Here is a 23,342-nt window from a genome sequence, read left to right as displayed (position 1 = left end):
CCTTGCGGTCCTGGGCCAGCGTCCCCAATGTGGCATTGGGGACGCTGAGTGTCCCCAATGCCACATTGGGAGCACCTCGGCCTTGATCGGTCCATTGTGGACTTGGAGTCTCCCCTTCAGGACGTTCATCGTCTCGAAGGGGGCCTTGCCGTCACCGGTGGATCCCCCTTGCTCCATTCGTGTCCACCGATGCCCGGATCCCAAGTCTCAGCAGTCACACGTCCCCCACCAACCACGCCTTGACCCAGTCTGACCTGGCCTTATCCAGTTATCCACACAACTTGTCCACACCCACCCACAGTTGTGGACAACCTCGCCCCTCCCACCTCGGCTCCCCCTCCCCCGACACCCCCTCCCGATACGCTGGTGCGGGGCGCGCCCCCCAGGGACGGGTGGGGGGTGGGGTTCGCGGGTCAGCCGAAGTTTTGGGACTCGCCTCGGTAGGTGGGGACGGTCCGGTCGACGCGGTCGCCGATGACGACGTGGTAGTGCGTGAAGCGTTCGGCGAGTTCGCCGGCCTTCGCGTGGCGCAGCCAGACGCGGTCGCCGAGCCGCAGGTGGCGGGCCGCTTCGCCGGACACGGGGGTCTGGACTTCGCCGGCGCCTTCGAATCCGAGCAGCGAGAGACCTTCGGGCAGGTAAGGCGTCGGCTGGCGCGAAGACTCCGTTGGGCCCGAAGCGATGTAGCCGCCGGAGAAGAGCGTCGCGACCTTCGGCGCCGGACGCCGGACGACGGGGAGCGCGAACATCGCGGCCGGGCGCGGCGAGAAGTGCGCGTAGCCGTCGAACAACGTCGGCCCGATCAGGCCCGAGCCCGCCGCGATCTCGGTGACGGCCGCTTCGGCGCCGGTCGACTCCACGCTGCCGCTGCCGCCGCCGTTGACGAACTCCAGATCCGCCAGCGCCCGCACCGCTTTCACCGCGGCCGCGCGGCGTTTCGCGATCTCCACAATGGACTTCCGCTGCATCCAGCCGATGGCCGAGTTCTTGACGCCACCGCCCGCCGCGTCGCCGAGCCCGGCGATCTGGCCTTCGTACGCCATCATCCCGACGAGCCGGAAACCCTTGCGGGACAAGATGGTCCGCGCCAGATCCGCGGCCTGCCGCGGGCTGAACACGGGTGAGCGCCGAGTGCCGATGTGCACTCCGGGCAGCGGCCGCCACGAAGCGTCGAGTTCGAGGCAGACGCGGATTTCGGGATGCCCCTGTCCCAGCGCGGCATCGACCAGGTCGAGGTGTTCGGGCGAATCGACCATGATCGAGATCGCCGCGCGCGCCCGGTCGTTCGCCGCCAGCCGTCGCAACGCGCCGTGATCGGCGGTCGGATACGCGACGACGATGTCCTCGGACGTCCCCTGCTCGACGTGCCAGACGGCTTCGGCGAGCGAGTAGCACATGAGGCCTTCGAAGCCGGGCCGCGCGAGCACGCGTTCGAGCAGATATCGGCAGCGGACGGACTTGCTGACCACGCGGATCGGCTTGCCGTTCGCCCGCCTCAGCAGGTCGGCGCCGTTCGCGTCGAACGCATCCAAGTCGACAACCGCGAACGGAGGATCCAGATCCTTCGTCGCCAAGTCGTACACCGTCGCACTGGTCACCCGAACTAAGGTACGACAGAAGGGCTTGAAACGCGAATACTATTCACTTACTGTTTCGGCACTCGAACATCGCAAGAGCAGAGCCTCACGAAACGGGTGGCGCATGACTCGGTGGACCAACTGGGCCGGAACCGCGACGGCGTCGCCGCTGCGCGTGCACCGGCCGCGCGGCACGGAGGAGATCGCCGAGGCGATCGGCCGGTCCGCCGCGGACGGAAGGCGCCTGCGCCCGCTGGGCAGCGGTCACTCGTTCACGGCGATCGCCGCGGCCGATTCGGACGCCATGGACCTGACCGGCTGGACCGGCATCGCGTCGGCCGACGTCGCGAAAGGCCTGGTCACGGTTCGCTCGGGCACCACGCTCAAGCAGCTCAACGCCGAACTCGACGCGCTCGGGCTGGCGATGACCAACCTCGGCGACATCGACGCGCAGACCGTGTCCGGCGCGATCTCGACCGGCACCCACGGCACCGGCGCCCGGCTCGGCGGGATCGCCACCCAGATCGCCGCGCTCGAACTCGTCCTCGCCGACGGCACCGTGGTCACCTGTTCGGCCGACGAACGCCCCGACCTCTTCTCCGCCGCGAGGGTCGGCCTCGGCGCCCTCGGCGTGATCAGCACGGTCACCCTGCGGTGTGAACCGTCGTTCCTGCTCTCCGCCCAGGAACGGCCGGAGCCCCTTGAACAGGTCCTCGAAGGCTTCGACCGGTTCGCCGACGAGAACGACCACTTCGAGTTCTACTGGTTCCCCTACGGCAAGAACGCGCTGGTCAAGCGCAACAACCGGCTTCCGGCGGGCAGCGAACACAAGCCGTTGAGCAAGGTGAAGGAATTCATCGACTACGAGGTCACGGAGAACGTCGCGTTCGGCGGCCTGTGCCGTCTCGGCCGCGCGGTGCCGAAACTCGTCCAGCCGCTCGGCCGGTTCGCCTCGAACATCCTCTCCGCCCGCGAATACAGCGACACATCGCATCGCGTCTTCGTGACGCATCGCGGCGTCCGGTTCGTCGAGTCGGAGTTCGCGATCCCCCGCGAATCGCTGCACGACGTCTTCGCCGAACTCCGCGCGTTCGTCCCGAAGCTGGAGAACCCGGTCGCGTTCCCGGTGGAGGTGCGCGTCGCCGCCGCGGACGACATCTGGCTTTCGACGGCGAACGGCCGCGACTCCGCCTACATCGCGATCCACCAGTTCGTCGGAATGCCCTACCGCGAGTACTTCGCCGGATTCGCGTCGATCGTCGGCGCGGTCGGCGGCCGCCCGCACTGGGGCAAGATGCACGACCTCGACGCGGCGACGCTGCGCTCGCGGTACCCGCGATTCGACGACTTCACGCGGGTCCGCAAGGAGGTGGACCCGGCCGGGGTCTTCACGAACACCTACCTCGACCGGGTCCTGGGCTAGGCGGTCTCGAACAACGCGCTGACCGACTCCCCGTTGTGGATCCGCCGCATCGCCTCCGCCAGCGCGGGCGCGATCGACAGGACCCGCAGCTTCGGGCTCTGCTCCTCGGGCGGGATCGGCACGGTGTTGGTGCAGACGATCTCCAGCACGTCGTCCTGCTCACCGATCCGCTTCAGCGCGCCGCTGGAGAACAACCCGTGCGTGCAGGCGACCCGGATCGAGCGCGGCTTCAGCTCCCGCAACTTCGAGAGCAGCTCGATCACCGTGCTGCCCTTGGCGATCTCGTCGTCGAGGACGATCACGTCGCGGCCGGTGATCTCACCGATCACCGAGCTGATCTCGACCCTGTCGTCGGCGAAACGCTGCTTCGCACCGGCGGCGACCTGAACCCCGAGCAGCCGGGCGAAATGCGCGGCTTCCTTGGCGTTGCCGAGATCCGGCGAGACCACAGTGGTCGCCGAGAGGTCGTACTGGCGGAAATGCTTGGCCAGCTCCTGCAACGCGTGCAGGTGATCGACCGGGACGCTGAAGAAGCCGTGCACCTGCGGCGAATGCAGGGTCATCGCGAGGACGCGGTCGGCGCCGGCGGTCGCCAGCAGGTCGGCGACGAGACGGCCGCCGATCGAGATCCGCGGCGCGTCCTTCTTGTCCGACCGGGCGTACGAGTAGTGCGGCATGACGACGGTGATCCGCTTCGCCGACGCGCCGCGCGCGGCGTCCAGCATCAGCAGCAGTTCGACGAGGTGTTCCTGCACCGGCCGCACCAAAGGCTGGATCAGGAAGACGTCGCGCTCGCGGCAGTTCGCTTCGAGCTGGACTTCGAGGCAGTCGTTGGCGAACCGCTGCACCTTCACGGGATGCAGGGGAACTCCGAGATGAGTGCAGATCTCTTCGGCGAGCTCGGGATGTGCGCTGCCGCTGAAGACCGCGATGTCCTCGCGCAAGGACTTTCTCCGTTCACTTATCTGACGGATTACGTCCACACACTAGCCAGAGCAGGGGCTTTCACAGAGCGGAAACGGCCTGAGAGATAGCAGTATCACCCGAGATCGCTTCGAGGACGCGGCCCGCCGTCGACGGATCGTCGAGCAGCGCGACGAGGACCGCGGCGACGTCCTGACGGGGAATGGGTCCGCGTCCGGTGGATTCGGCGATCAGGATCCGGCCGGTGCCTTCGTCGTTCGTGAGCTGCCCCGGCCGCAGGATCGTCCAATCGAGATCGCGGGCTCGCAGATCGTCCTCGGCCGCTTTCTTGGCCTTGAGGTAGATCCGGAAATCGTCCGGGACGTCCGCTGTCTCCCATTTGTCGGCTCCCATGGACCCGACCTGGATGTGCCGCCGGACGCCCGCCTGTTCCGACGCGGCCGCGAAGAGTTCCGCGGCCGCCCTGTCCACAGTGTCCTTGCGAGCCGTGCCGCTGCCTGGACCGGCGCCCGCAGCGAAAATGGCGGCGTCGGCGCCGTCGAGCACCTTGGCGACGGCGTCCACATCGGACTTCTCCAGATCGAGGGCGGCGGCTTCCGCGCCCGCCGCTTCGAGATCGGCGACGTGGTCGGGATTGCGCACGATCCCCACCGCCTGATCACCGCGCGAAGCCAGGAGCTTCTCCAGCTTCAGCGCGATTTGTCCGTGTCCACCCGCAATGACTACTCGCATGGACCCGACGGTAGCCGGTTCAGTCGACTTCGGCAGGGAGCTCGGTCGCGCGCAGCAGTTGGTCGTAGACGATCTCGTTGACCAGGCGTGAGACCGGGTCTTCGTCCAGGAGCATGCGCTCGTTGTGGCCCTCGAGGTCGAGGTCGGTCACGGCGTTGGGGTCGGCGGTGACGATGCCGAGGCCGTAGGCGCGGGCACGCGGCAGGCAGTTGCCGACGTAGTCTTCCGTCAATACGGCTGGCGATGGGAGCACCATCGCGGCCTCGCCGTAACGTGCGAACGGAACCGCGGAGGCCATCGCGGTGCGCCAGTGCCGGGCGACCGCGAGGACGCCGATGATCTCGGCGGCCGGCGCGGGTGCGGTCGCGGCCAGCTCTGGCCATGTCCAGGTGTCGACGGTGGCGCGATCGACGACGGGACCCATGCCCATCGCGATGCGCTCCGCGTGCACGTCGGTGCGGAGCCGGGCGACCACGCAGATCTTGCGGCCGAGCACGGTGGTCTCCGGCAAGACGATGCCGTTCCAGCCGAGCAGGGCCGCCGCCTTGCGTGAAAGCTCCTCGACGCTCGCGGGCAGTTCGATCGGCGGCACCACCCGGCTCGGCAGTGACCGGCTGCGCTTCGCGCCACCGGCGACCGTCGAGCTCTCCATGTTCGGTGTAGCCGCCACGTTCCGCCTCCTTCGAACCTGGTTTCCCTAAGGCTCTTCATCCCGTGCCACCTCGGTGGAAGCGGCACATGAACTGTCTAACAGGGCGGGGAGGCGGCGGCGCCGGACAACGCGAGTGGCTGCGATCGGCGGCACCTTGTCATCGGTGACCGGTCGGTAGGCGGTCATTCGACTTCAGTCCGACCGTGCCGCCAACCGAGTGAGAACGAGGTAAGTGGTGTTACCGGTTGTCTCCGAACGGTCACGAGTACGGACTGACCGACACCGAACATTGGCACGGCAAGGGATGCAAAACGTTAGGCCATTCAGCCCAATGAATACTCATTCCACTGTGGACCATCGCAGGTCAGCTCAGGAGACGGTCGCGGCGCGGAGGAGATCTTCGACGCCCGGTGTCCGCCACTCGTCCATCACCACTACTTGCCTGTCCGCAACGAACCAGATCCGCTGGGTCACTTGTGTCTCGCCGCTTCCACCCGTCTGTCCACGAGGAACACACTGGATCGTCCACTCCTCGTAGGTCGCCGTCGCCGCGCCGACCGGTGCGGTGGCGGAAGTCGTCCGCGCGGCGTCACCCTCTTGGCGGAGGTCCTTGCGTCCGGCGGCGTTGCACGCCCGGCCGCCCGCGCTGCGCCGGTAGAAGCCGCCCGGCCGGTACGGCGGCTGCTCGGCGGACTGCTGGGCGTTGTCCGTGAGGAGGACGTACTTGCAGTTGAAGTACTTCTTCGGGTCCGGGCAGCCGGGAGCGACGAGCACCTTTTCCAGTCCCTGCGAGACCACGGCCCAGTCCTTCGGCAGGTGCAGGGTCAGCGCGCCCGCCGAGACGTCGGTGAATCCTCGCCCGGGCGGGGCGGATGACGTCCCTTTCACGGTCTTGCCGCCCGTCAGCCCCGCGACGAGTTCGGGTTTCAGCAGATCGGAGAGCTTGTCGTAGGGGAGCTTCATCGTCTGGACGCCGCAGGCGGTCTCGAAACCGAGCCGGTTGAAGTTGATCGTGAGCTCGACCTCGGCGGGAGTGAAGGCCGGGAAAACCTTGAGCTCCCCCGGTCCGGCCAGGTCGGACGGCTTGATCGGCGTCCAGGTGGTGAGCGCGCAACCCTGGTCGTGATCGGGCCAGAGCAGGTCGCTGAGAGTCAACATGCCTTGGTCGGAGAACATCCCGGGGCGGAACAGATCCGCGGGTGCGACGGCGGTTCCGCTGGTCAGGTCGATCAGCACGCTGGAGCGGCCGAAGTTCCACGTCGGGTGGGGAGCGTTGTCGAGGCCGTGTTCGTAGCTGACCGAGAGGTACCTCTCGTTCTGCATCCGCACGTCGGCTTTGGTGGTGAGGACGTACGGGCCGCCGCCGTGTTCTTCGACCAGCTTCGCCGCACCCGGTCCGGTCTCGGAGTTCCACTCGTCGATCGGCGCGGTCAGCGCGTCGTTGACCCGTTTCGACCAGGCCTGATCGGGTCCGCCGGCCACCTCGGGGTACTGCCCGCGGAACGGGAGGGTCGTGCCGGGCACCGTCCCGGAGCGGTCCTTCATGGCGACCTTGAGCGCGACGGCCCGCTGACTGGTCGGCGGCGGCTGCGGTGGCGGGGTGCTCGCGTCGGAGAAGACGACCACCGAGCCGACCACGGCGGCCGTCGCGGCGACGACGCCGATGGCGATCTTCAGTCCGGCCGCGATCCCGCCGGTCGACGCGGCCACCGCGCCCGTTCCGGCGGCGGCGACCCCGGGGGCGGCCGCCGTACCGGCGCCGAGCAGCACCAACGGCGTCGCCGCCGCGAGTACGCCCGTCGCCTTCGCCAGCCGAGACCAGCCTTTGCGCTCCCAGTCCTCGCCGTACCCGGCGCGGGCGACGCGTTCGAGTTCGCCGACGAACGTGAGCGCGTCGACAGGTCGTTTCGACGGGTCCTTCGCCATCCCGAACGCGACGATCTCGTGCACCGGCTGAGGGACTTCGCCGAACGGGATGGGCGCGTGTTCGTGCAGCGTGCGCAGCACCTCGGTCTGTTCCGCCTCGTACGGGCGATGACCGGCGACGCACTGGAAGAACACGCAGGTCGCGGCGTAGACATCGGTCGCCGGAGTGGCTTGCCCGCCGGCCCACTGCTCGGGCGCCATGTACGCGGGCGTGCCGACCGCCGGGCCCCGTTCACCCGCCAGGACGGCCGTGCCGAAGTCGACCAGCTTGCTCTCGCCGGTGTCGGCGACGAGGACGTTGGCCGGCTTGTAGTCCCGGTGGACGACGTTCGCGGAGTGCGCCGCGGCCAGCCCGAGCAGCGATCCTTTCAGGACCGCGAGAGCGGCTTCGGGTTCGAGAGCGCCTTCGGCCTGGAGCACCGCGCGCAGCGAGACGCCGTTGACCGCCTCCATCACGATCGCGGCGCCCTGCGGCGTCTCGAAGAACTCGTACAGCTTCACGACGTGCGGGCTGGCGACGCGGTGAAGGGCCAGCGCCTCCTGGCGGAACGCTTCGAGATAGGCAGGCTCGGCGGCGAAGCGGGAGAAGAGGTACTTGATCGCGACGACGTGGCCGGTGTTGTCCTGGCGCGCGAGCACCACGCGGCCGAAAGTGCCCGTGCCGAGCTGCTCCAGCTCGGTGAAACCGGGCAGTCTCCACTCGTCGCTCAGTTCCATCGCGCCTCTTCCAGGATTTTGTCGAGGCCTGGAGTGTTCCATTCGTCCACGATCACGAGCTGCGTTTTCGGCAGGAACCACACTCGCTGGGTGACCGCGCCGCCTCCGGAGCACGTGAGCCGCCACTCCTCGTAGGCGGCCTTCTTCGTGCCGATCGGGCGAAGGTCCTTTTTCTGCAAGATGGGTGATCCCTGCGTTTCGCCCGGTGCCCCGATGGAGTGGCACGGACGTGGGCCGTTGGACCGGTTGTACGGCTTGCCCGGTTCATACGCCGGAGTGGCCGCGTCGATGCGGGAGTTGTCGCTGAAGACGACGCCCGCGCAGTGCTCCCCCGCGCACTGGTCGGCGGTCACCAGCCGGCGCTCGGGCGTCCCGGCCATGGTCAGTGACCACTTTTCCGGTGTGGCGATGGTGAAGGGGCCGACGTCGGTCTCTTTGGTCCGTGGCGCCCCCGTGCCGGTGGACGAGAGGCCGAGGAGTCGCATGGCCTTGGGACTCAACAGGTCGAGCAGCCTGTCGTAGGGCACGGTGACCGTCGTCGGATTGCACGCCATCGCGTACCCGAGCACGTAGGCGCTGACATGGAAGACCATCCCGCTCGCCGCGGGGGCCGCCTGCACGATGGCCCTGTCGTCGATGTTCGGATCCGACAACGACCGAGCGGGAAGGTGCTGGGCCGGTGAAGGCGGCTCGGCGAGGCATTCACCCGGTTTGGCCGAAGCGTAGAACCGTTCTTCCAGCATCAGCATCCGTTTGGCGTTGCCCTCGACGTTCTCGAACAGGCTCTGAGTCGAGATCACCTCGCCGCCGGACAGATCGATCACGAGGGTCTGGACGTCGTAGGCGCCGTGATTCCCGAGCTGCACCGTTTCGACCGAGCGTTCGTAGACGACCGAAAGCACCTTGTCGTCTTGCCTCAGTACCTCTGCCGTACTGGACATGTGCGGGATGTCGCCGTCGGGTTCCTTCTCCGGCGGGTTGCCCGGTGACCAGACGCTCGTGAGCCAGCCGTCGATCGGCGCCATCAGCGCCTTGTTGACCCGCTCTTCCACGGCCTTGTCCTTCAGGCCGGTGATCCGGACGTACTTGCCGTTGAAGTCGAAGCCGTCGAGTTTTTCGGTGCGGGTGAGGAGGTCGACCTGCATCGCGGAGACCGTCGTGGTCGGCGGATCGTCACTGTTGGCGTTGACCACCACGACCGTGCCGACGGCGGCCGCGGTGACGGCGGCGATCGCGGCGGTCACCTTGAGGCCGACCGCGATCCCGCCGCCGGTGGTCGCCGCGACACCGCCCGCCGCGCCGCCCGCGATGACCGGCGCGGCGGCGGTCCCGGCGCCGAGCAAAGCCAACGGGGACAGCGCGACCAGCACACCGGCGCCCTTGGCGAGCCAGTGCCAGCCGTTGCGTTCCCAGTCTTCGCCGTACGCCTTCCTGGCGGACGACTCCAGCTCGGCGACGAACTCGGCCGCGCCCGACGGTCGCTGGGTGACGTCCTTCGCCATGCCGCGCGCGATGAGGTCGCGGACCGGTTCGGGGACCTCGCCGAACGGGATCGGCGCGTATTCGTGCAGCGTGCGCAGCACTTCGGTCTGTTCGGCCTCGTACGGCTTGTGCCCGGCGACGCACTGGAAAAACACGCAGGTCGCGGCGTAGACGTCGGTCGCCGGCGTGGCGATCCCGCCCGCCCATTGCTCGGGCGCCATGTACGCGGGCGTGCCCGCGGCGACCCCGGCCTGTCCGGCGAGCACGGCGATGCCGAAGTCGACGAGCTTGCTCTGCCCCTCCCGGGTGACCAGGACGTTGGCCGGTTTGTAGTCGCGGTGGACGGTGCCCGCGGCGTGCGCTCCGGCGAGGCCGAGCAGCGAACCCTTGAGGATGGCCAGCGCGGCTTCGGGTTCGAGCTTCTCCTGGCGGCCGAGGATCTCTTTCAGGGAGATTCCGTGAACGGCCTCCATGATGATCGCCGCACCTTGCGGCGTCTCCACGAACTGGTGCAGACGGGCGATGTGAGGCCCCGAAACGCGGCTCAGGACCTGGGCCTCATGGCGGAACTCGGCCAGCCTTCGCGGGTCGGCCGCGAACCTCGCGTAGAGGTATTTGATGGCCACGACCTGCGCGGATTCGTCGTGCCGGGCCAGTACTACCCGCCCGAACCCGCCTTCGCCCAGCGACCCCATCTCGGTGAAACCCGGCAAGGCCCAGTCGTCCACAGATTCCTCCGCGATTCCCGATCGTGTCCCCTTGGAGGTGAGCTGCGCCGCAGCGGTTCCCCGCCTTCCGGGTTTAGGGTTACCCGTCGGTCACTTAGCCCGTTGCGATGGAGGAACGATGCGTTCGCCGAAGGATTTCTTCGCCCCGCTCGCCGTGGGGGCGCCGGAACCGCTCCGCCAGATCCCCGTGCCTCCTTCGCGGATGATCCACTTCTTCGACCCCGGCAACGAGAAGATGGCCGCCAAGGTCCCGGATCTCGCGAAGAAGGTCGACGTCCTGCTCGGCAACCTAGAGGACGCCGTGCGCGCCGACCGCAAGGAGGCCGCGCGGAACGGGCTCGTCGCCATCGCGAAGGCGACCGACTTCGGCAAGACGCAGCTGTGGACCCGCGTCAACAGCCTCGACTCGCCGTGGGTGCTCGACGACCTGATCACGCTGGTCACCGAGATCGGCGACAAACTCGACGTGATCATGGTGCCGAAGGTCGAGGGCGCGCAGGACATCCACTACGTCGACAGGCTGCTCGCGCAGCTCGAAGCGCGGGCCGGGCTGACGAAGCCGCTGCTGGTGCACGCGATCCTGGAGACCGCGAGCGGCGTCGCGAACGTCGAGGAGATCGCCGGCGCGAGCCCCCGGATGCAGGGCATCTCGCTCGGCCCCGCCGACCTCGCGGCGAGCCGCCGGATGAAGACCACCCGGGTGGGTGGCGGGCACCCCGGTTACCTGGTGCGCACGGACCCGACCGGCGAGGACCTGAACGCGGGGCGCACGACGTATCAGCAGGATCTCTGGCACTACACCGTCGCGCGGATGGTGGACGCCTGCGCGGCGAACGGGATCCTGCCGTACTACGGGCCGTTCGGCGACATCCGCGACGTCGTGGCCTGCGAGGACCAGTTCCGCAACGCGTTCCTGCTCGGCTGCGTGGGTGCCTGGAGCCTGCACCCGGTGCAGATCGACATCGCCAAGAAGGTGTTCTCGCCTTCGCCTGAAGACGTGGCTTGGGCGCGCCGCGTGATCGCCGCGATGGGTGACGGCACCGGCGCGGTGATGATCGACGGCAAGATGCAGGACGACGCCTCGGTGAAGCAGTGCCGGGTGGTCGCCGAACTCGCCGACGCCCTGGCCGCCGACGACCCCGAACTCGCCGCCGCGTACGACGCGGCCACGAAGGAGACTTCCGCATGAACCCCCGGCGTTCCGTCCTCTACATGCCCGGCGCGAACGAAAGAGCGCTGGAAAAGGCCAAGACCCTCGACGCGGACGGCCTCATCCTCGACCTCGAAGACGCCGTCGCGCCCGACGCGAAGGAAGCCGCACGTGAACGCGTTTGCGCCGCCGCTTCGTCGAAGGAGTACGGCTCGCGCGAGGTGACCATCCGCGTCAACGGCCTCGACACCGAATGGCACGACGCGGACCTCCGCGCCGCCGCGCAGGCGGGACCGGCCGCGATCGTGGTCCCGAAGGTGAACTCCGCCGCCGAGGTGCACAACATCGAGCGCGCGCTGGAACTCGGCGGCGCGCCGGATCACACGAAGATCTGGGCGATGGTCGAAACCCCGGTCGCGATGCTGCACGCGGAGGAGATCGCTTCGGCGTCCGAGCGGCTGACCGTGCTGGTCATGGGCACGAACGACCTGGCGAAGGAACTGCACGCCGAGTTCGTCCCCGGCCGCGCGCCGCTGCTGGGCGGGCTTTCGCTCGCGCTGCTGGCCGCGCGGGCGACCGGCAAGGCGATCCTCGACGGCGTCTACAACGACGTGAAGGACCTCGAAGGCTTCGAAGCGGAATGCCTGCAAGGACGCCAGTTCGGCTTCGACGGCAAGACGCTGATCCACCCGGCGCAGCTGGAGCCGTGCAACCGGATCTTCGCGCCTTCGGAAGAGGAGATCGCACGGTCGCGCAAGATCATCTCGGCGTTCGAAGAGGCGCAGGCGGCCGGGCAGGGCGTCGTGACCGTGGACGGGCGGATGATCGAGAACCTGCACGTGGAGAACGCGCGGCGGATCTTAGCGCTGGCCGACGCGATCGCCGGCTAGCAGGGACGTGCGGCCAACAGCCGGTTACAGGAGCTGTTGGCCGCGATGTAGGCGGCTACCTGCGGCGAGATGAGCGCAGCGAGGTCCTGTACGTCTTTCCAGTGCTCTCGGACGTCGAGGGTGAGCAGCGGCTCGTGATGGGCGACGCGGTTGCGAAGTCTGTGCAAGCGCTCGACGTGTTTGTCGACGTCACGGCGGTCAGTCCCGGCGCGAAAAGCCAGATGCAGGTAAGGAATCCACAGCGGGTCGTGATGGCGTCGTGCGGACAGATACCGCCAGAAGCCGAAGCTGAGCTCGGCGATCACCTTTCCGGGCGACGGCGGCGCAGCCGGTTCAGCGGGCCGCCTGCTCTTCGGGGTCGCGTTCCTGATGGCTTCGGCCATCAGCCTTCGGCTTGTCTCGTTGACGTCGTACCGCGTACCGTTCGCCGCCTTCTGCCATCGCGACGGGAAGATGGTCGTCGCTTGGAAAACCCAATGTGCCGTCCCGGCCGCGACGGCGTTGCCCAATGCCCGGTCATAGGCGTTGCGCAGGGCCACTTCCAGGTGGCACAGGTCGTGATGGAACGCCGCGGATACGGCCGCGTTCCACTCGTACAAGCGCACGGCTCGCTCGCGGTCCTGGTTCGCCGCTCGCAGGTAGACTTCGAACCTCGGCTTGGACAGCCAGGTTTCGATCCAGTCCCCCGCGTCAGCGCTGGTCACTCTCGAAACTCCTCTGCTAAGCTGGTCGACGAATAGCCCCGGATGGCCCCTGACCTGCTGGTCATGTCACCGGGGCTTTGATCTTTTCTGTTGCCGACCGGCAAGGCAAAGTCGCCCGAGCTGACGCATTTCGTCCTCTGGACGCGGTAGTTGGTGGCGCGAACGACCGCATTCAGAGGACGAAATGCGTGGGGATCAGGGCCAGGGGCGCGGAGTGGGGCGAAGGGTTTCGTAGGCGGCAGCGGCGCGAAGGACGTCGAGGTCAGCGAAGCGGCGGCCGCTGATTTGCAGGCCGATGGGCTGGTCGTCGCTGGTGTGGCCGCAGTTGATCGAGACCGCGGGCTGGCCGGACATGTTGTACGGCAAGGTGAACGCGATGTGCTCGAACGGGCGGCGCGGGTCGTTGGTCGGCGAGGGCCAGTCGGCGGGTGGGGCCGAGACCGGGCAGGTCGGTGACAGGACGACGTCGAAGCGTTCGGTCTCGCGCAGGGTCGCGACGGCGATGGCGTCGATCTGCGCGAAGCCGCGATAGGCGTCGACACCGCTGACGTCGGCGCCGCCGGCGGCCCAGTCGGCGATGTACGGCAGGACCTTCGCGCGGCGGTCTTCGGGCAGGGCCGACAGGTCCGACCAGGCGCGGACGCGCCAGAAGGTGTCGAGCCCGTCGAGCATTTCGCGGCGCAGGAACGGCGAAACCGGCTCGACGACGGCGCCCGCGGTCTCGAACACCCGCGCTGCCTCGGTGACCGCGGCGATCGTCTCGGGCAGCACCGGGAGTCCGACGCCCGGGTTCAGGTGCAGCCCGACCCGCAAGCCTTTGACCTCACCGGACAACGAAGTCCAGTCGAGTGACGAAGGCGGCAGCGAAAGGTGATCGCGACCGTCCACACCGGACAGGACGCTCATCAGCAGCGCGGTGTCGGCGACGGTCCGCGTCATCGGCCCGGCGACGCGGCCGAGGAACGGCGGATCCACCGGCACCCGGCCGAAACTCGGCTTCAGCCCGACCAGTCCGCACCAGCCCGCGGGCAGCCGGATCGAGCCGCCGATGTCGGTGCCGACGTGCAGCGGGCCGTAGCCGGCGGCGGCCGCCGAGCCCGCACCCGCGCTGGAGCCGCCGGGCGTGCGCGCGGTGTCCCACGGGTTCCGTGAGGCGGTGTGGAAACTCGACAGCCCGGACGTCAGCATCCCGTAGTCCGGCATGGTCGTCTTGCCCAGCAGGACCCCGCCGGACTCGCGCACGCGAGCGGCGGCGGGCGCGTCGACCGAAGCCGGTTCCAGCGAAGAAGCGGCTGTGCCGAGCGGGACCGGCGTGCCGCGGGTCGCGATGTTCTCCTTGAGCGTCAAGGGAACGCCATCGATCGGGCCGAGCGGTTCCCCGGCGTGCCAACGGCTTTCAGACGCCTTCGCGTCTTCGCGCGCGCCACTCGGGTCGTACGCGTAGAGCGCGTGCAGTTCGGGTTCGCGCGCCTCGACACGGGCGAGGACCGCTTCGGTGACCTCGACCGGCGACAACGTCCCGGCGCGGTACTGAGCGACCAGTTCGACGGCGGTCAGATCGGGCAACTCCGGCACGGCGGGCTCCTTACGTCGCGGGTGGTTCGAAGCGGCCGTCGACCGCGGTCCAGCCGCCGTCCACCGCCAGCACGGAGCCGGTCACGAACGACGACGCGTCCGAGGCCAGGTAGACGACGGCACCGGCGAGTTCGTCCGGGCGCGCCCATCGGCCGAGCGCTCCCTTGGTCGCGTAGGCGTCGTACCAGTCCGGATTCGCTTTGATCTGCGCTGTCAGCGGGGTCTCGACGACGCCGGGCGCGATCGCGTTGACGCGCACCCCTGCCGGGCCGAACTCCGCCGCAGCCGTGCGGAACAGTTGCACCAGCCCGGCTTTCGTCGCCGCGTACGGACCTTGTCCCGGCTCGACGGTGGTGCCGCGGATCGACGAGAACCCGACGATGCTCCCCCGCCCGCGCTCGACCATCCCGGCGCCGAACGCGCGGACGACCTCGAACGTCGCGCCGAGGTTCAGCGCGATCACCCGATCGAATTCCTCGCGCGAGTACTCCAGCAGCCGTTTGCGTACGTTGGTCGCGGCGGTCAGCACCACCACGTCGATCTCGCCGAGTTCGACGGCGGCTTTCGCGGCGGCACCGGAGGCGAGCAGGTCGATCTCGTACGCCTCTCCGGCGCCGGTCGCCTTGGCCGCGGCGACGTCGCGGTCCGCGACGATCACTTCGGCACCGTGCGCGGCCAGGGCTTTCGCCGATTCGCGGCCGATCCCGCTGCCGCCGCCGAGGACGACGGCCCGTTTGCCGTCCAGCCGGAACAGGTTCTCGTAGCTCACGGTCGCAGCACCGCCATCCTCGTCACGGTCAGTTCTTCGACCGCGAATCGCGGCCCTTCCCGCCCGATCCCGGAGTCCTTCACGCCGCCGTACGGCATGGTGTCGGACCGGAAACCGGGCACCTCGTTGACCACCACGCCACCGACCTCCAGCTCGTCGAGCGCGCGGAACGCCGTCTTCAAGGAGGTGCTGAACACCGAAGCGTGCAGGCCGTAGCGCGAGGCGTTGACCGCGTCGAACGCTTCGTCCACAGAGGACACGCGGCGGACGCAGACGACGGGACCGAAGATCTCCTCGTCCCAGCATTCGAGGCCGTCGGGCACGTCGAGCAGCACCGTCGGCCGGATCACCGTGCCGTCGACACCGCCTCCGACCAGCCGAGCACCGGCTGATGCCGCTTTGTCGACCCAGTCCTGAACGCGCTTGGTCGACCCGGGGTCGATCAGCGCCGAAACCCGGGTCTTCTCATCGCGGGGGTCACCGGTGACGACCTCGCCCAGTCGCGCGAGCACCCGTTCGGTGAGTTCCTCGGCGACGGCGTCGACGACCAGTACGCGCTGCACCGAAATGCAGGCCTGCCCGGACGCGTAGAACCCGCCGCGCAGCACGGCGTCCGCGGCCGCGTCGAGATCCGCGTCCTCCGCGACCACCAAAGCGGCGTTGGAACCCAGCTCCAGCAACGTCTTAGTCGGCGCGGCGTCGCGCGCGATCCGGTGCCCGACCAGCGCGGATCCGGTGAAGGACACCGCGCCGGCCCGCCGATCGGTGACCAGCGCCGAACCGACGGCCGCGTCCCCGGTGACCAGCTGGACCATCGCGGCCAGGTCGGTCAGCTCCCGGATCAAGTGCACCAGCCACAACGTCGCCAGCGGCGTCTGCGGCGCGGGTTTCACCACCACCGGGCAGCCGGCCGCGATGGCGGGCGCGATCTTGTGCGACGCCAGGAGCAGCGGATAGTTGAACCCGGCGATCCCGACCACGACGCCGATCGGCTTGCGCTTCCAGAACCCGACCAGCCCGTCACCGGACGGCAGCAGATCGAGCGGCACTGTCTCGCCGTGCAGTCGGGAGACCTCCTCGGCGGCGGCCTGCCAGGTGACGATCGTGCGGGCGACCTCGACCCGGCAATCGACCAGCGGCTTCCCGGTTTCGAGGACCAGGAGCTGCTCGAAGTCGGAGCGCCGGGCTTCCAAAGCGGCCGCGACGTCGTTCAAAAGCGAGCGGCGGACCCGGGACGGCAGAGCCGCGACCTGCTTGAACACCGCGACGGCCTCGTCGATCGCCCGTGTGGCCAGCTCCGGTGTCCCGACCGGCGCCCGGCCGATCTCGCTCCCGTCGTACGGGAACACGACCGGCACGGAGTCCACAGTGGACACCCAGCCGTCGCCGATCGGCAGCCCTTCCGGATACTCAAGCATCGTCGCCTCCGTTGCGAAGCCGCGCCAGTTCGGCCCGCAGATTCGGCGCGGCCGCCAGCAGCTCCCTGGTGTATTCGTGCTCCGGCGCGTCGTAGACCTGGTCGACGTCGCCCAGTTCGACGATCTCGCCGCGCCGCATCACCGCGACCCGGTCGCAGACGTGCCGCACCACGCCGAGGTCGTGCGAGACGAAGATCAACGTCAGCGAGTACAGCTCGACCAGTGACGCGAGCAGGTCGAGGATCTGCTTCCGCACCGAGACGTCGAGCGCGCTCACCGGCTCGTCCGCGATGAGGACGCTCGGATTCGGCGCGAGCGCCCGCGCGATCGAGATGCGCTGCCGCTGCCCGCCGGAGAACTGATGCGGATAACGCCCCGCGGCGTCCGAGGGCAGGCCGACCGCGTTCAACAGCTCCGTGACCCGCGTGGGATCCCGGCGCCCCAACGGCTCGGAGATGATGTCGCGCACCCGCATCCGCGGATCGAGCGAACCCATCGGATCCTGGAAGACGATCTGGAGTTCCGACCGCAGGAAGCCGAGTTTCCGCTCCGGAAGCGTGTCGACGCGTTTGCCCTGGAACGACACACTGCCTGCCGTCGGCTTGTCCAGCGCGGCCAGCAATCTGACCAAAGTGGACTTTCCCGAACCCGACTCGCCGACGATCCCGAAGCGCTGACCTGCTTCGACGTCGAACGAGACGCCGCGCAAGGCATGCACATCGCGGCGGGTGTAGCGGCGTTCGAGGTCCCGTACGGAGATCATCATCGGCTCGCCTCCAGATCCGAAGCGGCCAGCAGTTTCTTGGTGTATTCGTGCTGTGGCGCGGTGAGCACGTCGCGGGTGGTGCCGGCTTCGACGATCTCGCCGTCCAGCATCACCAGCACCCGCTCGCACACCGACGCCACGACGGCGAGGTCGTGCGTGATGAACAGCAGCGCGCTCTCCCGCTCGCGGACGCCGTCGAGGATCAGTTCCAGGATCTGCGCCTGCACGGTGACGTCGAGCGCCGTCGTGGGCTCGTCGCAGATCAGCAGCTTCGGGTCGTTGGCCAGCGCGATCGCGAGGACGACACGCTGCCGCTGCCCGCCGGAGAGCTGATGCGGATACGCCCGGAAAGTCCCGGGTAGTCCCACGGAATCCAGCAACGCCTCGGCACGCTGTTTCCCCCCGTTGCGATGGATCCGCATCGGTTCGGCCACCTGCGCGCCGACGCGCATCGCCGGGTTCAGGGCGGTCATCGGCTCCTGGAACACCATCGACAGGTCGTTGCCGCGCAACCGCGACAGTTCCTTCTCCGGAGCGCCCAGCAACTCGCGGCCGTCGAGTTTCACCGAGCCGGACGCGACGAGTTCCCCGGGCAGCAACCCCATGATCGACAACGCCGTCAGCGATTTCCCGGACCCCGACTCGCCGATCAGCCCGACGCGCTCACCACGGGCGATGTCGAACGAGACGCCGCGGACCAGGTCGCCGATCCCGAGATCGTGGACTTCGAGGGTCATAGCCGCGCCGCCAATCGCGGGTCGAGACGATCGCGAAGGCCGTCACCGAGCAGGTTGAAACCGAGGACCGCGATGGCGATCGCGACGCCGGGCACGAGCGCGAGCCGCGGGTGCAGGGTCAGGAACACCTGGGATTCCTGGAGCATCCGGCCCCACGAAGGCGTCGGCGGCCGCGTGCCGAAGCCGAGGAACGACAACGCCGCTTCCGCGAGCACGGCGATCGCGAACGACACGGACGCCTGCACGATCAGCAGCCCGGAGATGTTCGACAGCACGTGCCGCGCCGCGATGTTCAGCCGCGAACGACCGGCCGACCGCGCGGCCAGCACGAACTCGCTGCTCATCACCTGCAGCGTCCCCGAACGCGCGATCCGCGCGAACGACGGGATGGTCGCGATGCCGATCGCCACCATCGCGGTCAGCGTGTCGGCCCCGAACACCGCGCCGAACATGATCGCCAGCAGCAGCGCGGGGAACGCGAGGACGAGATCGTTGACGCGCATGACGAATTCGCCGAGCCACCGCGACGACATCCCGGCGAGGATGCCCAGCGGCGTCCCGATCAGCGCGGCGATGCCGACCGCGACCACGCCGACGTACAGCGTCGTCCGCGCGCCGACCATGATCTGGCTGAGCACGTCACGGCCGAAGCTGTCGGTGCCGAGCGGGTTCGAGCCGCTGAACTCGTGCAGCCGGTTCGGCGCGTCGACCTTCACCGGATCGAACGGCGTCCACACGAACGAAAGCAGCGCGGCGAGCACGATCAACGCGACCAGGACGCCGCCGATCACGAGGCTGCGATGGCGCATCAGGAACCTCGCAATCTCGGGTCGAGCACCGTGTACAGGACGTCGACCACGAAGTTCACCAGCAGCACGCCGACCACCAAGACCAGCACGATCCCCTGCACGGACAACAGATCCCGCGACGCCACCGAGTCGAGCAGCATGCTGCCCAGCCCCGGCAGTACGAATACGCGCTCGACGACGACGGCGCCGATCAGCAGCGTCGACAGTTGCAGGCCCAGCACCGTCACCACCGGTACGGCGGCGTTGCGCAGGCCGTGCCGGAACAGCGCTTGGAACGGGCGGAGTCCCTTGGAGCGCGCGGTGCGCAGGTAGTCCTGTCCGAGCGTGTCGAGCACCGCGGACCGCACATAGCGCGTGAGCACCGCGCCCTGCACGAGCCCCAGCGACAAGGCGGGCAGGACGAGACCGCGGAGGAATTCGCCGGGGTCCTGCACCGGCGGCGTCCAGCCACCGGAGGGCAGCCAGCGCAGCTGCACCGCGAAGATCTGCACCAAGATGATGCCGGCGAGGAAAGCGGGGATGGCGACGCCGAGCTGCGACAGCCCGGAAACCGCCGTGCCGTCGGCCTTCCGGTGCCGCACCGCGGCGAACGTGCCCGCCGGGACGGCGATCAGCAACGCCACCAGCATCCCGGCCCCGACCAGCCACAACGTGACGCCGAGCCGGTCGGTCAGCGCCGGTCCGATCTCCTCGCGGGTGACGTACGAGCGGCCGAAGTCGCCGTGCAGGACACCGCCGATCCAGTCGAAGTACTGCGTCACCAGCGGCCTGTCGATGCCGAATTCGGCGCGGGTCTTCGCGACCAGCTCCGGCGTCGCGTTGACGCCGAGCGCGACCTGCGCCGGATCGCCCGGCAGCACGGCCATGAACAGGAACACCACGATGGACGCGACCAGCACACTGGCCACGAGGATCGCCACCCGGCGCACGACCTTGACCGTCATCGCGGCGCCAATCCCGTGAGATCGAAGGACTCGCTGACCTGGTTGCGGACGAACCCGGTCACCTTGTTCTTCGCCACGATCACGTTGGGGAACAGGAAGAGCCAGTCCGCGGCCGCGTCCTCGGACAGCCGCCGCGCGACGTGCCGCATCGCGTCGATCTGCTCCTGGGGCGTTCCGGCGTCGGCCTTCGCCAGCTCCTGCTGGACGTCCTTGCCGTCGTAACCCCAGTAGTACTTGGGCTTGCCGAAGGTGACGATGTCGCGTGCCTCGACATGCTGGATGATCGAAAGGTCGTAGTCGTGGTCGGTGAAGACCTGCTTGAGCCACACCGCCGGGAAGTCCAGCGGCTCGATCGTCACCGTGACCCCGACGTCCGCCAGCTGCGACGCCACCACCTGCGCGGCCGAAACGGCGTACGGCAGGTTCGGGATCCGAAGCCGCAACGACGGATTCGGCTGTCCTGCCTCGGCGAGCAGCGCTTTCGCCTTCGCCGGATCGAACGAGTACGCGTTCGAGAGGTCCTCGTACCAGGGATCCGTCGGCGGGACCATGCTGCCGATGAGCGTGCCGCGACCGGCCCAGGCCGTGTCCAGCAACGCCTTCCGGTCGATCGCGTACGACAGCGCGCGGCGGACGCGGACGTCGTTCAGCGGCGGGCGGGCGTTGTTGAACGCGAGCGTGACCTCGCTGTTCGTCGTGCCTTCGACGACGGTGAACCGGTCGTCGCTCTGGAACTGCGGGATCGAATCCGGCACGGTGATCGCGGAGATGACGTCGATCCCGTTGCTGAGCAAGGCGTTGTTGAGCGCCGTCGGATCCTTGATGTACTTGAGGACCACGGTCGAGTACGCCGGTTGGGTGCCCCAGTAATCGGGATTCCGCTTGAGCACGATGGAATCGCCGCGCCGGCGCGAGGACACCGTGTACGGCCCGGTGCCGACCGGTTTGTTCGCGAGATCCGCGACGCCGGTCGGGCTGAACATGGCGCCGAGCCTGCTGGTGAGGCTGAACAGCCAGCCGTTGCTGGGTTTCGTGAGCACGACCCGCGCGTGGTCCGGCGCGACGACGTCGACCCGGTCGACGACGTCCATTGTGGACTTGATCGACACGGTCCAGTCGGTTTTGACCCGCATCAGCGAGAACTTGACGTCCTCGGCGGTGAACGGCGCGCCGTTGGAGAACTTCGCGTTCTTCCGCAGCTTGAAGTCGTAGGTCTTGCCGTCTCCCGAAACCGTCCACGATTCGGCCAGCAGCGGCACGATCTTCGCGTCCGCGTCGAGTTTCACCAGGCCCTCGTAGACGTTGTAGAGCAAGGCCTGCGGGATGGCGGCACCGTCGGTGCGGGTGAAGTCGAAATTCGCGGGTTCGGCGGTGTAGCCGATGGCGAGCGTGCCGGGATCCTTGGCGACCGTGGCGCTCGAACCGGCGGAGCAACCCGACGTCACCAGCAGCAACGCCACCGCGGCCGCGTGGATCCGGGCTTTCATCCTGCCCCCTGACCGGTAGACTGGTCTGACCAGTAAACCAGACGAGACGGCAGGGTCAAGATGGAATTCGAGCCGGTCGCCCCTGTCCGCGCGTACCAGCGCGTCGTCGAACAGATCGAGGAAGCCGTGTTCAGCGGCCGGATCAAACCCGGCGACCGGCTGCCGAGCGAACGCGAGCTGATGGTCCAGTTCGACGTCGGCCGCTCGACCGTGCGGGAAGCGCTGCGGGTGCTGCAAGCGGCGGAAATGATCCGCTCGCGGCCCGGCGACCCGCGCGGCCCCGAGGTCCTGGCCGCTTCACCCGCCGCGCTGCACCGGTCCATGCACCGGCTGGCGCGGGCCGAGAACCTCGGCCTGTCCGAACTCCTCCAGTTCCGCATGGTGCTCGACGGTTCCGCACATCTGCTCGCCGCGCAGCTCAGGACCGAAGAGCATCTCGCCGAACTGGACGCGGCGCTGGAGGCGATGCGCGCGGGCGTCTCGAAGGGATTCGCGGAGTTCTCCCACGCGGACGTGGCGTTCCACGAGGCCATCGCCCGTGCGACGGGGAATCCGCTGCTGGTGATCAGCGGCGAGGTCGTCCGCGGCGTCGTCCTGGAACTCATCGAAGACAAACTGGAGCACGCCGACGACCGGACCGCGTTGATGCGCAACTGGCTCACGCATCACGAAGAGGTGCTGGGAGCGATCCGGGACTCGGACGGCGAACGCGCGTCGCGGCTGGCCAAGCGGGCGCTCTACGACAACTACGCCGAGTACGTCCCGGTGGAACAGCGACGCCTGTTGCGGCCTCTGCTTGCTTGAGCCCCCTACACTCGCTCACATGGGGGATGAGACGGAGCCTTCGAGCCCCCGCCAAGGCGTCGGCCTGGCGCTTTCCGGCGGTGGCTATCGCGCGATGCTGTTTCACACCGGAGCCCTGTGGCGGCTCAACGAACTCGGCTGGCTGTCGAAGATCTCGACGTTCTCCAGCGTCTCGGGCGGTTCGATCGCCGCGGGCGCGCTCGCGCACGCGTGGTCGGACCTGAAGTTCGAAAACGGTGTCGCGAACAACTTCCACGACGCGGTCGTCGCGCCGGTCCGGAATCTGGCGCGTACGCGACTGGACATCCCGGTCACCTTGCTGGCCATGGCGATGCCGTGGCGAAGCGCCGGTGAGGAACTCGCGCGGGTGTACGCGAAACACCTGTTCGGAGACTGCTGTCTCAAGGATCTGGACCCCGACGGCCCGCAGTTCGTCTTCACCGCGACGAACCTCCAGGACGGCGCGCTGTGGTGGTTCTTCCGGCAGGACGGACCGCACGGGAACATCCCGCTCGCCACCGCGGTGGCCGCGTCCTCGGCGTTCCCGCCGATGCTGTCGCCGGTGGTGCTGCACGATCCGCTGTCGGAGGAGGCGGGCCGCAAGATCGTGCTGAGCGACGCCGGCGTCTACGACAACCTCGGCCTGGATCCGGTCGAAGGGCACGCGACGGTGCTGGTCAGCGACGCGGGCAAGCGGATGAAGGTCACACCGAAGGTCAAGCGTGACTGGGGACGGCAGCTGCTGCGCGTCCTCGATGTGATCGACAACCAGGTCCGCGAGCTGCGGCGGGGCGCGCTGCTGAAGTCGTATGTGGAGAAGGATTTCGCGGGCGCCTATTGGGGTTCTTACGTGAACCTCGAGAACTTCGAGCTGGAGGACGCGCTTCCGTCGCCGGTGAAGTCCACCCATGAACTGGCCGAGACCCCGACGCGGCTGACGAAGCTGCCGGAAGTGCTCCAGGAGCGCTTGATCAACTGGGGTTACGCGGCCTGTGACGCGGGGATGCGGAAGTGGGTCGATCCCGAAGCGGCCGCTCCCGGCGGGTTCCCGTTCCCCGCCGCGGGCGTGGGCTGAGCTCTCCCCCGGATGTCATGAAAGGGTCGTTCAGGACGTTTTTGGTCCTGATC

General features: G+C 68.5%; 20 protein-coding genes. 5 read left to right on the top strand and 15 right to left on the bottom strand.

Annotated elements, in window-relative coordinates; translation table 11 throughout:
- Positions 1-413: 413 nt before the first annotated feature.
- A complete protein-coding gene (locus ACFWMR_RS05080) occupies positions 414-1,598 on the bottom strand; it encodes an amino acid deaminase/aldolase (RefSeq protein WP_093934608.1) in 1,185 nt (394 codons plus the stop codon).
- Between the two features lie 103 nt (positions 1,599-1,701).
- On the opposite strand from ACFWMR_RS05080, the gene ACFWMR_RS05075 reads away from it, so the two are divergent.
- Positions 1,702-3,000, top strand: a complete 1,299-nt coding sequence (locus ACFWMR_RS05075; RefSeq protein ID WP_378377146.1) for a D-arabinono-1,4-lactone oxidase — start codon at positions 1,702-1,704, stop codon at positions 2,998-3,000.
- Here ACFWMR_RS05075 and ACFWMR_RS05070 read toward each other — a convergent pair.
- From ACFWMR_RS05070 to ACFWMR_RS05050, 5 genes are all read right to left on the bottom strand, one after another.
- The gene (locus ACFWMR_RS05070; RefSeq protein WP_093934610.1) at positions 2,997-3,944 is read right to left on the bottom strand and encodes a ribose-phosphate diphosphokinase; all 948 of its coding nucleotides are present in this window, start codon (positions 3,942-3,944) and stop codon (positions 2,997-2,999) included. The genes ACFWMR_RS05075 and ACFWMR_RS05070 overlap by 4 nt on opposite strands.
- A 61-nt stretch (positions 3,945-4,005) precedes the next feature.
- Positions 4,006-4,656 (bottom strand): NAD(P)H-binding protein, encoded by a 651-nt coding sequence (locus ACFWMR_RS05065; protein WP_378377145.1) that lies wholly within the window; start codon positions 4,654-4,656, stop codon positions 4,006-4,008.
- A 19-nt stretch (positions 4,657-4,675) separates the two neighbouring features.
- Positions 4,676-5,326: a hypothetical protein gene (locus tag ACFWMR_RS05060; RefSeq protein WP_093934612.1), complete on the bottom strand. Its 651-nt coding sequence runs from the start codon at positions 5,324-5,326 to the stop codon at positions 4,676-4,678.
- 351 nt (positions 5,327-5,677) lie between these two features.
- A complete protein-coding gene (locus tag ACFWMR_RS05055) occupies positions 5,678-7,951 on the bottom strand; it encodes a serine/threonine-protein kinase (RefSeq protein ID WP_378377143.1) in 2,274 nt (757 codons plus the stop codon).
- On the bottom strand, positions 7,942-10,161 hold the full coding sequence (locus ACFWMR_RS05050; protein ID WP_378377141.1) for a serine/threonine-protein kinase: 2,220 nt from the start codon (positions 10,159-10,161) through the stop codon (positions 7,942-7,944). Before ACFWMR_RS05050 ends, ACFWMR_RS05055 begins: the two co-directional genes overlap by 10 nt.
- A 118-nt stretch (positions 10,162-10,279) precedes the next feature.
- Here ACFWMR_RS05050 and ACFWMR_RS05045 point away from each other — a divergent pair, with 118 nt between their 5' ends.
- Positions 10,280-11,350 carry an HpcH/HpaI aldolase/citrate lyase family protein gene (locus ACFWMR_RS05045; protein WP_378377139.1) on the top strand — a complete coding sequence of 357 codons (1,071 nt, stop codon included), beginning with the start codon at positions 10,280-10,282 and terminating at the stop codon, positions 11,348-11,350.
- Positions 11,347-12,201: an HpcH/HpaI aldolase/citrate lyase family protein gene (locus ACFWMR_RS05040; RefSeq protein WP_378274022.1), complete on the top strand. Its 855-nt coding sequence runs from the start codon at positions 11,347-11,349 to the stop codon at positions 12,199-12,201. The genes ACFWMR_RS05045 and ACFWMR_RS05040 overlap by 4 nt, the downstream gene beginning before the upstream one ends.
- Here ACFWMR_RS05040 and ACFWMR_RS05035 read toward each other — a convergent pair.
- The 9 genes from ACFWMR_RS05035 to ACFWMR_RS04995 form a co-directional block, all read right to left on the bottom strand.
- Positions 12,198-12,905, bottom strand: a complete 708-nt coding sequence (locus ACFWMR_RS05035; protein ID WP_378377138.1) for a hypothetical protein — start codon at positions 12,903-12,905, stop codon at positions 12,198-12,200. The two genes, ACFWMR_RS05040 and ACFWMR_RS05035, sit on opposite strands and share 4 nt — an antisense overlap.
- Before the next feature lie 195 nt (positions 12,906-13,100).
- Positions 13,101-14,480: an amidase gene (locus tag ACFWMR_RS05030; RefSeq protein WP_378377136.1), complete on the bottom strand. Its 1,380-nt coding sequence runs from the start codon at positions 14,478-14,480 to the stop codon at positions 13,101-13,103.
- Positions 14,481-14,490: 10 nt separating this feature from the next.
- On the bottom strand, positions 14,491-15,249 hold the full coding sequence (locus ACFWMR_RS05025) for an SDR family NAD(P)-dependent oxidoreductase (RefSeq protein WP_378377134.1): 759 nt from the start codon (positions 15,247-15,249) through the stop codon (positions 14,491-14,493).
- Positions 15,246-16,667 (bottom strand): aldehyde dehydrogenase family protein, encoded by a 1,422-nt coding sequence (locus ACFWMR_RS05020; RefSeq protein WP_378377132.1) that lies wholly within the window; start codon positions 16,665-16,667, stop codon positions 15,246-15,248. The genes ACFWMR_RS05025 and ACFWMR_RS05020 overlap by 4 nt, the downstream gene beginning before the upstream one ends.
- Positions 16,660-17,433 carry an ABC transporter ATP-binding protein gene (locus tag ACFWMR_RS05015; RefSeq protein WP_093934622.1) on the bottom strand — a complete coding sequence of 258 codons (774 nt, stop codon included), beginning with the start codon at positions 17,431-17,433 and terminating at the stop codon, positions 16,660-16,662. Before ACFWMR_RS05015 ends, ACFWMR_RS05020 begins: the two co-directional genes overlap by 8 nt.
- Complete coding sequence (locus ACFWMR_RS05010; RefSeq protein WP_378377130.1) at positions 17,430-18,170, bottom strand: ABC transporter ATP-binding protein; 741 nt, start codon at positions 18,168-18,170, stop codon at positions 17,430-17,432. Before ACFWMR_RS05010 ends, ACFWMR_RS05015 begins: the two co-directional genes overlap by 4 nt.
- Entirely contained in the window at positions 18,167-18,979 is an 813-nt protein-coding gene (locus tag ACFWMR_RS05005) for an ABC transporter permease (RefSeq protein WP_378377129.1), read from the bottom strand. Before ACFWMR_RS05005 ends, ACFWMR_RS05010 begins: the two co-directional genes overlap by 4 nt.
- Positions 18,979-19,923, bottom strand: a complete 945-nt coding sequence (locus tag ACFWMR_RS05000; protein ID WP_378274013.1) for an ABC transporter permease — start codon at positions 19,921-19,923, stop codon at positions 18,979-18,981. Before ACFWMR_RS05000 ends, ACFWMR_RS05005 begins: the two co-directional genes overlap by 1 nt.
- Entirely contained in the window at positions 19,920-21,410 is a 1,491-nt protein-coding gene (locus ACFWMR_RS04995; protein WP_378377127.1) for an ABC transporter substrate-binding protein, read from the bottom strand. Before ACFWMR_RS04995 ends, ACFWMR_RS05000 begins: the two co-directional genes overlap by 4 nt.
- A gap of 60 nt (positions 21,411-21,470) precedes the next feature.
- On the opposite strand from ACFWMR_RS04995, the gene ACFWMR_RS04990 reads away from it, so the two are divergent.
- Both ACFWMR_RS04990 and ACFWMR_RS04985 read left to right on the top strand, forming a co-directional pair.
- The gene (locus tag ACFWMR_RS04990) at positions 21,471-22,214 is read left to right on the top strand and encodes a FadR/GntR family transcriptional regulator (RefSeq protein WP_378274011.1); all 744 of its coding nucleotides are present in this window, start codon (positions 21,471-21,473) and stop codon (positions 22,212-22,214) included.
- A 19-nt stretch (positions 22,215-22,233) separates the two neighbouring features.
- On the top strand, positions 22,234-23,289 hold the full coding sequence (locus tag ACFWMR_RS04985) for a patatin-like phospholipase family protein (protein WP_378377125.1): 1,056 nt from the start codon (positions 22,234-22,236) through the stop codon (positions 23,287-23,289).
- The last annotated feature ends 53 nt before the right edge of the window (positions 23,290-23,342 follow it).

It is taken from the genome of Amycolatopsis thailandensis (genome assembly GCF_042723255.1).
GTDB classification, from domain to species: domain Bacteria; phylum Actinomycetota; class Actinomycetes; order Mycobacteriales; family Pseudonocardiaceae; genus Amycolatopsis; species Amycolatopsis thailandensis.
This window is presented reverse-complemented; position numbering and strand designations above follow the sequence as displayed.

Coding starts and splice junctions, on each gene's coding strand:
- ACFWMR_RS05075 (WP_378377146.1), top strand. CDS start 1,702: ATGACTCGGTGGACCAACTGGGCCGGAACCGCGACGGCGTCGCCGCTG.
- ACFWMR_RS05065 (WP_378377145.1), bottom strand. CDS start 4,656: ATGCGAGTAGTCATTGCGGGTGGACACGGACAAATCGCGCTGAAGCTG.
- ACFWMR_RS05055 (WP_378377143.1), bottom strand. CDS start 7,951: ATGGAACTGAGCGACGAGTGGAGACTGCCCGGTTTCACCGAGCTGGAG.
- ACFWMR_RS05045 (WP_378377139.1), top strand. CDS start 10,280: ATGCGTTCGCCGAAGGATTTCTTCGCCCCGCTCGCCGTGGGGGCGCCG.
- ACFWMR_RS05040 (WP_378274022.1), top strand. CDS start 11,347: ATGAACCCCCGGCGTTCCGTCCTCTACATGCCCGGCGCGAACGAAAGA.
- ACFWMR_RS05020 (WP_378377132.1), bottom strand. CDS start 16,667: ATGCTTGAGTATCCGGAAGGGCTGCCGATCGGCGACGGCTGGGTGTCC.
- ACFWMR_RS05015 (WP_093934622.1), bottom strand. CDS start 17,433: ATGATGATCTCCGTACGGGACCTCGAACGCCGCTACACCCGCCGCGAT.
- ACFWMR_RS05010 (WP_378377130.1), bottom strand. CDS start 18,170: ATGACCCTCGAAGTCCACGATCTCGGGATCGGCGACCTGGTCCGCGGC.
- ACFWMR_RS05005 (WP_378377129.1), bottom strand. CDS start 18,979: ATGCGCCATCGCAGCCTCGTGATCGGCGGCGTCCTGGTCGCGTTGATC.
- ACFWMR_RS05000 (WP_378274013.1), bottom strand. CDS start 19,923: ATGACGGTCAAGGTCGTGCGCCGGGTGGCGATCCTCGTGGCCAGTGTG.
- ACFWMR_RS04995 (WP_378377127.1), bottom strand. CDS start 21,410: ATGAAAGCCCGGATCCACGCGGCCGCGGTGGCGTTGCTGCTGGTGACG.
- ACFWMR_RS04990 (WP_378274011.1), top strand. CDS start 21,471: ATGGAATTCGAGCCGGTCGCCCCTGTCCGCGCGTACCAGCGCGTCGTC.
- ACFWMR_RS04985 (WP_378377125.1), top strand. CDS start 22,234: ATGGGGGATGAGACGGAGCCTTCGAGCCCCCGCCAAGGCGTCGGCCTG.